Source organism: Cyclobacterium sp. L-R (genome assembly GCF_056859355.1).
This window is the reverse complement of sequence record NZ_JBSXOH010000016.1, coordinates 1-8,775: the sequence shown is the minus strand read 5'-3', so window position 1 is coordinate 8,775 and position 8,775 is coordinate 1. Positions and strand designations below refer to the sequence as shown.

General features: G+C 37.4%; 12 protein-coding genes. All 12 read left to right on the top strand.

The window, feature by feature from the left end:
• Nucleotides 1-317: 317 nt before the first annotated feature.
• The 12 genes from ltrA to AC13EX_RS00835 all read left to right on the top strand — a co-directional run bounded on the left by ltrA (nt 318) and on the right by AC13EX_RS00835 (nt 8,571).
• Complete coding sequence (ltrA, locus tag AC13EX_RS00890) at nt 318-1,694, top strand: group II intron reverse transcriptase/maturase (protein WP_482891180.1); 1,377 nt, start codon at nt 318-320, stop codon at nt 1,692-1,694.
• Nucleotides 1,695-1,880: 186 nt separating this feature from the next.
• Nucleotides 1,881-2,615: a DUF6597 domain-containing transcriptional factor gene (locus tag AC13EX_RS00885; protein ID WP_482891179.1), complete on the top strand. Its 735-nt coding sequence runs from the start codon at nt 1,881-1,883 to the stop codon at nt 2,613-2,615.
• A gap of 69 nt (nt 2,616-2,684) precedes the next feature.
• Complete coding sequence (locus AC13EX_RS00880; RefSeq protein WP_482891178.1) at nt 2,685-3,218, top strand: dihydrofolate reductase family protein; 534 nt, start codon at nt 2,685-2,687, stop codon at nt 3,216-3,218.
• A gap of 38 nt (nt 3,219-3,256) precedes the next feature.
• On the top strand, nt 3,257-3,727 hold the full coding sequence (locus AC13EX_RS00875) for an SRPBCC family protein (protein WP_482891177.1): 471 nt from the start codon (nt 3,257-3,259) through the stop codon (nt 3,725-3,727).
• 74 nt (nt 3,728-3,801) lie between these two features.
• Entirely contained in the window at nt 3,802-4,209 is a 408-nt protein-coding gene (locus AC13EX_RS00870) for a cupin domain-containing protein (protein WP_482891176.1), read from the top strand.
• A gap of 26 nt (nt 4,210-4,235) precedes the next feature.
• Nucleotides 4,236-4,526 carry an RNA polymerase alpha subunit C-terminal domain-containing protein gene (locus tag AC13EX_RS00865; protein WP_482891175.1) on the top strand — a complete coding sequence of 97 codons (291 nt, stop codon included), beginning with the start codon at nt 4,236-4,238 and terminating at the stop codon, nt 4,524-4,526.
• An 856-nt stretch (nt 4,527-5,382) separates the two neighbouring features.
• Entirely contained in the window at nt 5,383-5,949 is a 567-nt protein-coding gene (locus AC13EX_RS00860) for a dihydrofolate reductase family protein (RefSeq protein WP_482891174.1), read from the top strand.
• Between the two features lie 3 nt (nt 5,950-5,952).
• Nucleotides 5,953-6,273, top strand: a complete 321-nt coding sequence (locus AC13EX_RS00855) for an ArsR/SmtB family transcription factor (RefSeq protein ID WP_048641304.1) — start codon at nt 5,953-5,955, stop codon at nt 6,271-6,273.
• Nucleotides 6,270-7,247, top strand: a complete 978-nt coding sequence (locus AC13EX_RS00850) for an SRPBCC domain-containing protein (protein ID WP_482891173.1) — start codon at nt 6,270-6,272, stop codon at nt 7,245-7,247. Before AC13EX_RS00855 ends, AC13EX_RS00850 begins: the two co-directional genes overlap by 4 nt.
• The gene (locus AC13EX_RS00845) at nt 7,228-7,566 is read left to right on the top strand and encodes a DoxX family membrane protein (protein ID WP_482891181.1); all 339 of its coding nucleotides are present in this window, start codon (nt 7,228-7,230) and stop codon (nt 7,564-7,566) included. The genes AC13EX_RS00850 and AC13EX_RS00845 overlap by 20 nt, the downstream gene beginning before the upstream one ends.
• A gap of 56 nt (nt 7,567-7,622) precedes the next feature.
• Nucleotides 7,623-7,970, top strand: a complete 348-nt coding sequence (locus AC13EX_RS00840; RefSeq protein ID WP_482891172.1) for a nuclear transport factor 2 family protein — start codon at nt 7,623-7,625, stop codon at nt 7,968-7,970.
• 52 nt (nt 7,971-8,022) lie between these two features.
• On the top strand, nt 8,023-8,571 hold the full coding sequence (locus tag AC13EX_RS00835; protein ID WP_482891171.1) for a dihydrofolate reductase family protein: 549 nt from the start codon (nt 8,023-8,025) through the stop codon (nt 8,569-8,571).
• Nucleotides 8,572-8,775 lie beyond the last annotated feature (204 nt).

Genomic DNA, 8,775 nt, shown 5'->3' with positions numbered 1-8,775 from the left:
GCTTCGATATGTGTACCCGTAGATTTGGGGACAGTTTTGATCCCGATTTTCGGGAGAACCCTGCCATACTACAAAGATCAACAGTCATTTGATTTGTAGTAAACTACCGGAGTCAAAGGGGTGGCGTGAGTATAGATGGATGAATGTTAAACGTGGGAGGTCTCTTTCAGCAAAGGGTGGCAACCTTAAAAGCGTGCCTATAAGTATTACGAAATTGTACGTAGCGAAAAGAGAAATCGGAGGAGTTCATAGTACCTATGACAGCAAGGACAACAAAACCTTGCTTAGGAAAGGGACTCTACTTTAGACAAGCTTATATGGAACACAGAAAGACAAGTATTGACGAGAGTCTATCAGCAAGTCCAAGGGTGGTAAATACCGATGAGCAAATTCGTGTGTTCCAAAGGAAGCTATACATTAGAGCCAAGCAAGACGGTAGCTTCAAGGCGTATAGCCTTTACGGAAAACTCTGTGAGGGCCAAACGCTTAGTGAAGCCTACCGAAGGGTCAGGCAAAACTATTCCAAGGGATTAGGGGTCGATAATCAGGGGTTTGATGATATCGAAAAGAAAGGTTTAAACACCTTTCTGGCAGATATAGGTCAAGAGCTTGAAAACCGCACCTACAAGAGTCAAGCCGTAAGGCAAGTGCTCATACCTAAGGAAAAGAAAGGAGATTTCAGGAAACTGGGCATCCCCACCATTCGCGACAGAGTGGTACAAATGGCAGTAAAAATGCTGATAGAGCCACTCTGGGAAGCTGAATTTTGTGAAACATCGCATGGGTTCAGGCCCAAACGTGGAGCAAAAGAAGCCATCAAACAGGTAAAGCAAAACATTTACGCAGGACATCAATTTGTATATGATGCCGATTTGTCCAAGTATTTTGACACGATAGATCATAGTAAGTTATTTGTTTTATTGAAAGAGCGATTGACAGATAAAGGAATCCTGAGGTTGATACAACAATGGCTAAGAGCCCCCGTTCAGCTACCCGATGGCAAACTACTGGCAAGCCGAAAAGGTAGTCCGCAGGGCGGAGTCATCTCACCGTTGTTGTCCAACATTTATCTCCACGCCTTTGACCGCATTGTAAACAACCCCAAAGGGAAGTTTGCAAAAGCCAACATCCGCATAGTCCGCTATGCCGATGACTTTCTGCTAATGGGTAAAGGATATTTCAGTAAAGAAATACTGAGCTACATTAGCAGAATAATGGACAACATGGGGCTAAACCTTAATAAAGAAAAGACCAAACTCTTGCACATCAGCAAGAGCAGTCTGCATTTCTTGGGCTTTGAGTTCAGGACAGTTCCGTCCAAGTTTGGATGGAACAGGAAGAACTACACCAATGTACGCCCCAATATGAAATCACGCTCAAAGTTCTACACCAAGCTGCGCGATTTGCTAGCCAAACGTAAGCATTGGACAATAGAGTGGATAGTCTGGAAGCTAAATGAGCAGCTTATAGGCTGGCTCAATTACTTCTCTATCACCAAAGTGACTCATATCTGGGAAACCATTAAGGTCATCAAAAAGCATTTGGACTACAAATTATTTAAATGGATGAAAAGTAAAGGAAGGAAAGCGCATCGGAAGCTACGCCAGCGACCCTATGACAATCTGGTTAAGTTTTACAAACTGCTAGACATAGAGAAGTATGCCCGCTTGAAAACCCTTGCGAAAGCTCAATGAAGAAGTCTATCGGTAAGCCGTATGAGCGAAAAGTTCACAGCCTGCCCTGTAATTAACAGGGTACGGTTTGATGAAGGGGGCGCTGATAGTTTACTGCTTATAATTATCTTTATAGGTAATTAAATAAGGTAGGCTATCAGGCTCTACTCTACGCGGTCATAGTAACGAACGACACCTCAGAAATTAATGAAGTACAAAAAAATAAAACCTTTCAAAGAATTAGAACCGTATATTCATTTCTATTGGGAACTGAAAGGAACCGAAGTTGAACGACAATGGGAACGAGTTTTTCCAGATGGCTGTGCTGGTATTGTAATGAATTTGGGGGATATTTGTTTGACTGACAACGGCTCTACTAAAATGGAATTTGGGAAAACCTATGTTGTTGGGGCAATGACTTCATTTAAAGACAGCTTTATTGATAACGATTCACATCTAATAGGTGTGTGTCTAAAACCTGCAACTTTTGCGAATTTTTATAGCTATACTCCACAATATGAGCTAACCAACGACACAGTTGAATTTGAAAAATCTAATTCGTTTAATGTTGATAAAATAATTGAAAATCCCTTTAATTATTTTGACCATTTTTATTCTGAAAGAATAATCACCAAAACCAATCAATTACAAACCGTTATTAATGATATACATTCAACAAATGGACAAAAGAGTATTTATGAACTTTCAAAAAGACATTTCATAACGACAAGACAATTGGAGCGAAACTTTAAAAGGTTCATTGGACTGACACCAAAGGAATATTCGAGCATTATTCGCTTTCAAAATGCTTTGAACGTAATCAAAAATTCAAGTGAAAATCGCAGTCTTTTAGATATTGCATTTGAGTGTGGTTATTATGACCATTCACATCTTAATAATGAAATCAAGCGAATTACAGGTCTCTCACCATCGCTACTTTAAAATGTCGCATTTTTACAAAGCACTACTGGTTGCCTGAAAATAATTTTGTAGAAATCTAAAGACAAAAAAATGCGAAAAATATCACTTTTCATAGCAATGAGTTTAGACGGTTACATTGCTAAACCAAATAATGACCTTAGCTTCTTAAAATTAGTTGAAAAAGAAGGAGAAGACTATGGTTACGCAAAATTCACAGACACAATTGATACGCTAATTGTTGGTAGAAAAACCTATGATTATGTGCTTAAGGAAATTGGTTCATCATTTTACGACAATGGACAAAGGGACGTATATGTCATAACAAGAACCCCAAGACCAAATGTTGGTAGAACAACTTTTTACACAGGAAACATATCTGATTTAGTAAAACGATTGAAGTCTGAAAAAGGGAAAAACATTTATTGTGACGGTGGTGCAGAAGTAATAAATGAACTGTTGAAACACGATTTAATAGACGAGCTGATAATTTCAGTAATACCGGTTTTGATTGGTAACGGAACAAGGCTATTCAAAGACAATAGACCCGAACAAATACTTGAATTTACCAAAGCAAAAACATATGATACGGGTTTGATACAACTTCATTACAAGCGAAATAAATAAGCAACGAACCAGAAACTTGAAATTTTATACACAATAAAATGACAAACAACATACCGACAGTAGAAGTCCAAATGCTAATCAGAAAACCTGTTTCTCAAGTTTTTCAAGCATTTATTAATCCAGCAATTACTACCAACTTTTGGTTTACAAAATCAAGCGGACCATTAGAAGTTGGAAAAATCGTAAAGTGGGAATGGGAAATGTATGGCGTTTCAGACAACGTATTGACAAAGAAAATTATCCCCAACAAACTCATTTCAACAGAATGGGGTGACCCAGCAACAACAGTTGATTATGAATTTACCCCATTGAAAGAAGAAATGACATATGTTGTTATTAAAAATTACGGTTTTAAAGAAACAGGACACGATTTAATTCAAGTAATAAAAGACAACACAGGCGGTTTTACTACAGTTCTAGACGGTCTGAAAGCATATTTAGAGCATAATATCAAACTGAATTTAATTGGTGACAAATTTCCAAAAGAAGTAAGCGACCTTGGACAATAGATTAGCAAACGAAACCAAAGTTAACAACGAACGACAGAAAATTAAAAATATAACGGCAGTAATAATTGAGCCATATGAAACATCCAAAAAACGAAACAGACATAATACTTCTTCAAGCGGGAGAAGGAAGAACTTATGAATGCGGTACAATGACTGCTGTTTTTAAGACAGACGAAAACGAAACAGGAGACAGATACAGTATTTCAGAATGGTGGCTTGAACCAAATTCTAGCGGACCTGGTGCTCACCAACACGAAGACAATGACGAAGTATTTTACGGCATAGAAGGAACAACATCAATACTTGTTGGCGACACGTGGTTTGACATTGAGAAAGGAACTTTTTTAAGAATACCTGCTAAAACTATTCACGACTTTAAAAACAGGACAAACGAAAAATCAGGAATTTTAAACTTTTTTATTCCGGGCGGTTTTGAAAGAAATATGCCCTCCATTGTTAAGTGGTTTGAAGACAATAAATAAAGAAAAAAACAACAGCAAATTGAAATATGACGACAAATGGAACATTAAAGACTTGCCTAAATGGACATCAGTTCTTTAAAAGCAGTGACTGTCCAACCTGTCCAATTTGCGAAGAAGAACGCAAACCGAAAGACAGTTTTCTTTCATTATTAGGTGCACCAGCAAGACGAGCATTAGAAAGAGAAAACATCAAATCATTGAAGGACTTAACAAAATGGACGGAAAAGGAAATCATTAATCTTCACGGAATGGGACCGAGTACAATTCCAAAACTTAAAAAAGCCCTAAGTGAAAACGGACTTTCTTTTAAAAACTAACTTGAAAACAATCAAGCGGAAAAAACAACGAACCGCTAACAATGTATATAAAAAATAGGCGAAATAGTAGTGAAATCATGTTTTGTGGCTTGTATCAAACTTGGTGCTTAACCGAAAGTTTGGTGTTTCGAAATCGCCTACTTTTCATATGTGTGCCGAGAGTAACGAACGGCTGAAAATCGTTACGCAACTGTTTATAAGATGGTGGAACCAACCCACCGGTGTTGTCCTACAGGGGAGAGCATCAAACCACCATAAGGTGCTTTGGTGGCAGCGTCAAGGTATTGAGCGTTATGGAAAAGGCCACGTCAAGAGCGTGGTCAGGTAAGGATAAAGGAGATGAATGCAAATGAACCTCTGATGAAGTGTCCCTGATACTCAGGGCAGGCTGAGAAAGTGCTACATTCTGTCAAAAGTGTTTGAAGTATGACAAACATTACGAGTTCAGTGGTTAGCTGTTTATTGACTGGACGGTCCCGATTCATCGGGATCATTTAGGAGGCATGACCTTTATTCGGGCTTATTTACGGAACTCGGGAACCTGGATCAAGATGCAAAGTGAAACGCACAATAAGATCAACTTAGAGGCAGAATAGCGATGTTTGGTTCAGGGACGGACCAATCCGTAGTAGTGTTGAAATTTCTGTAATAGAAACGGAGCGAAGGGATTGGCTTATACAGTTTTCAACAGTTTTACAACAACACTAGATGCCCGTTGTTAGCGGTCACTGAAAACCGACACCTTTCAAACGCTAAATCCACAATATAAATCATTTTTTTAATAAAATATTTGAGAAACCGATTGATTGCATATATATTGCAACTGATTGGTTTCATGATTTAATTAAAATAGAATATGAGAAAATTAAAATTACAAGTCCAAATGACCATAGACGCTTTTATTTCAGGTCAAAACGGAGAAATGGATTGGATGAAATTTCTCTGGACAGAAGACATTTTAAACTATGTACGAGAGATTACTGAACCTGTGGATACAATTGTTTTAGGCAGAAAATTAGCAGAAGGTTTTATTCCACATTGGGCAAATGTTGCCAAAGACCCTAGCAACCCTGAATACGAAGGCGGTGTTAAGTATGCTACCACACAAAAAATTGTATTTACCAAAACACTTGACAAATCAATTTGGGAAAATACTGAAATTTCAAAGGGCGACTTGGTCGAAGAAATTACCAATTTAAAGAATATGCCAGGAAAAGACATTATTGCTTATGGTGGTGGTGAGTTTGTTTCCTCACTTATTAAAAACAAACTCATTGATGAATTACATTTATTTGTAAACCCCGCTGCTATTGGAAACGGAATGCCCATTTTTAAAGAGTTGTCCGAAATGCAAAAATTTAATCTTGATGAGGTACAAAAGTTTGATTGCGGCATTGTTGTAATGGTCTATAAACCCATATAATATATGCGTAGAGACGTTTTTCAAGCAATTGCAGACCCAACAAGACGAGCCATTATTATGCTTTTGGCTGTTGGTGCTTTGACACCAAATGCCATAGCCGATCATTTTGATTCAAGTAGGCAAGCTGTTTCAAAACATTTGCGAATACTTACAGAGTGTGAAATACTTACTCAGGAGCAACAAGGCAGAGAAATTCATTATCACCTAAATGCCGATAAAATGAAAGACGTGGAAAAATGGCTGGAACAATTTAAAATGTTAATGGCAAAACGCTTTGACCAATTGGATACCGTTTTAGAACAATTAAAATCAAAAGGAAAATGAACCCAAACTTAAAATTTGACTTCATAGTCAATAAAGAAAACAACACTGTTAATATAGAACGTGAATTTGCCGCAAACCTTGAATTGGTTTGGGAAGCTTGGACAAATCCTGAAATTCTTGACCTATGGTGGGCTCCTAAACCCTATAAAACCAGAACGAAATCAATGGATTTTCGCGAAGGCGGACTGTGGCTTTATGAAATGTTCAATGCCGAAAGTAAAAACCCACAAGAATGTCATTGGTGTAAAAACGATTACATCAAAATTGCACATCAAAAAATGTTTTCGGGTTTGGACGCATTCTGTGATGAAAACGGAGTAATTAACCAAGCTATGCCCCGCACACAATGGACAAACGAGTTCAATGAAAATGGAGAAAAAACACTAGTAACCATTACCGCCAAATACGAGAGCCTTTCAGACTTAGAAAAGATTATCCAAATGGGCTTTAAAGAAGGTTTCACCATGGCTATGGAAAATCTTGACCAGTACATTGAAGCACAATTCAAACTTCGCAAGCAAAACAAATCAAACAATATGGCAAGAGTATCAACTTATGTAAATTTTCAGGGTAACACTGAAGAAGCATTCAATTTCTACAAATCAGTTTTTAAAACAGATTTTATTAATGGTATCAAACGTTTTGACGAAGTACCTGCAGACTCAAATCAACCACCCATGGCTGAATCGGTTAAAAAAATGGTGTTGCACGTTGAATTGCCAATAGTTGGTGGGCATATATTAATGGGGACTGACGCACCAAAAGAAATGGGATTCACATTAACAAAGGGAAACAATATGCATATTAATCTAGAACCGGACTCTCGTGAAGAGGCAAAACGTCTTTTTGATGCACTTTCAGAAGGTGGACAAATTGAAATGCCTATTGAAGATACGTTTTGGGGAGCGTACTACGGAAGTTTTACAGACAAGTTTGGTATCAATTGGATGATTAATTATCAAAACAAAGAATGACTATGAAAAAGAAATTTTAAACGTATTGTCTATTCTTTTGGGACTTTTACTAATCAACGGTGGTCTGGATAAATTTTTCCATTACATGCCCATTCCGCCCGATTTACCAGAAGCCTTGGTTAAAGACAATTTAGCCTTTATGGAAATTGCCTGGCTCATGCCTTTGGTCGGATTTGCAGAGCTTGTAGGTGGTATATTAATTTTATTTCCTTTAACAAGAGCCTTAGGAGCTTTGGTTATTTTCCCTGTCATGGTTGGGATATTACTTACGCATATTTTTGTAGCTCCCGAAGGCTTAATTATTGCTGCGATAATTTGAACAATTCTACTTTGGATGATTTATGAGAATAGACACAATTATTTAAGTTTATTAAAATGACAAAATCAGAAATTGCAAGGGCATTCTCCAACGGGGAATTTGTAAAGACCTACGATTTTATAACTGAAAATGCAGAATGGATTGTAATCGAAGAAGACAAATTTATAAGTAAACAAGCCATTATTGATAATTGCGAGAAAGTTGGTAGCTACTTCAAGTCAGTAACGACAGACTTCAAAACACTCAACACCATTGCAGATGGAAATATAGTTGTAATTAATGGAACAGCTGAGTTTTTAAGGGATGGCAAACGGATTTCGTTTGTTTCAGCATGTGATGTTTATGAATTTAATGACCAGGACAATATTAAAACCGTTACCTCTTATTGTATTCAATCAAAATAAAAAAGGTAATAGATGACAATAAGAGTTATGGGAAATTGAAAAATTAAATTTTATGGGAAAAGTGTTAATACACCTAACAATGTCACTTGACGGATTTATTGCAAAACCTAATGAAGACGATTGGGATTGGATTTTCAAGCATGCGGCTGACGACTCTGATGATATGGGAAATCGAGTTATGCGCGAGTTAGGAGCTGTAGTTCTTGGTAACAAGGACTTTAGAAACAACAAAGTTACAGCTGATGCTCTTCCGTATGGGGGACTACAAATACCACAATTCGTTGTAACCCACAATGCCCGTGAACCACTTTCTGTAGGGCCATTGACATTTAACTTTGTTATTGGCGGAGTAGAAAAAGTAATTCAAAAAGCCAAGAAGGCAGCAGGAACAAAAAATGTTGCAATATTGGGGCATAGCATTGCTCAACAAGGTCTTGAGTTAGGTCTTGTGGATGAATTGGTCCTTCATGTTTACCCTGTCATTTTTGGGAATGGGTTAAGACTTATTGATCAATTGGGCTGTCAACCTATTGATCTTGAACGGATAGAAATTATTTCAACAACCCAAATTACAAGTATGCGGTTTCGAGTTATTGGATAGAAATTTTCCATGCGAAAATCAATACAAGATGAAAAAGATCCGCTAACGGTGTATAAAATAAAAGTATCCATCCGACAAACTACATCTTTTGCAAAAGCTAATCTGTTGCTAAACTTGTGTCATGAAAAGACAGACAGAAAGCAATATGCGTAAACTTTATCAAGAATGGTTATCCTCAGGGGTTAGCAGATCAGAATTTTCCGA

Coding starts and splice junctions, on each gene's coding strand:
- ltrA (WP_482891180.1), top strand. CDS start 318: ATGGAACACAGAAAGACAAGTATTGACGAGAGTCTATCAGCAAGTCCA.
- AC13EX_RS00885 (WP_482891179.1), top strand. CDS start 1,881: ATGAAGTACAAAAAAATAAAACCTTTCAAAGAATTAGAACCGTATATT.
- AC13EX_RS00880 (WP_482891178.1), top strand. CDS start 2,685: ATGCGAAAAATATCACTTTTCATAGCAATGAGTTTAGACGGTTACATT.
- AC13EX_RS00875 (WP_482891177.1), top strand. CDS start 3,257: ATGACAAACAACATACCGACAGTAGAAGTCCAAATGCTAATCAGAAAA.
- AC13EX_RS00870 (WP_482891176.1), top strand. CDS start 3,802: ATGAAACATCCAAAAAACGAAACAGACATAATACTTCTTCAAGCGGGA.
- AC13EX_RS00865 (WP_482891175.1), top strand. CDS start 4,236: ATGACGACAAATGGAACATTAAAGACTTGCCTAAATGGACATCAGTTC.
- AC13EX_RS00860 (WP_482891174.1), top strand. CDS start 5,383: ATGAGAAAATTAAAATTACAAGTCCAAATGACCATAGACGCTTTTATT.
- AC13EX_RS00855 (WP_048641304.1), top strand. CDS start 5,953: ATGCGTAGAGACGTTTTTCAAGCAATTGCAGACCCAACAAGACGAGCC.
- AC13EX_RS00850 (WP_482891173.1), top strand. CDS start 6,270: ATGAACCCAAACTTAAAATTTGACTTCATAGTCAATAAAGAAAACAAC.
- AC13EX_RS00840 (WP_482891172.1), top strand. CDS start 7,623: ATGACAAAATCAGAAATTGCAAGGGCATTCTCCAACGGGGAATTTGTA.
- AC13EX_RS00835 (WP_482891171.1), top strand. CDS start 8,023: ATGGGAAAAGTGTTAATACACCTAACAATGTCACTTGACGGATTTATT.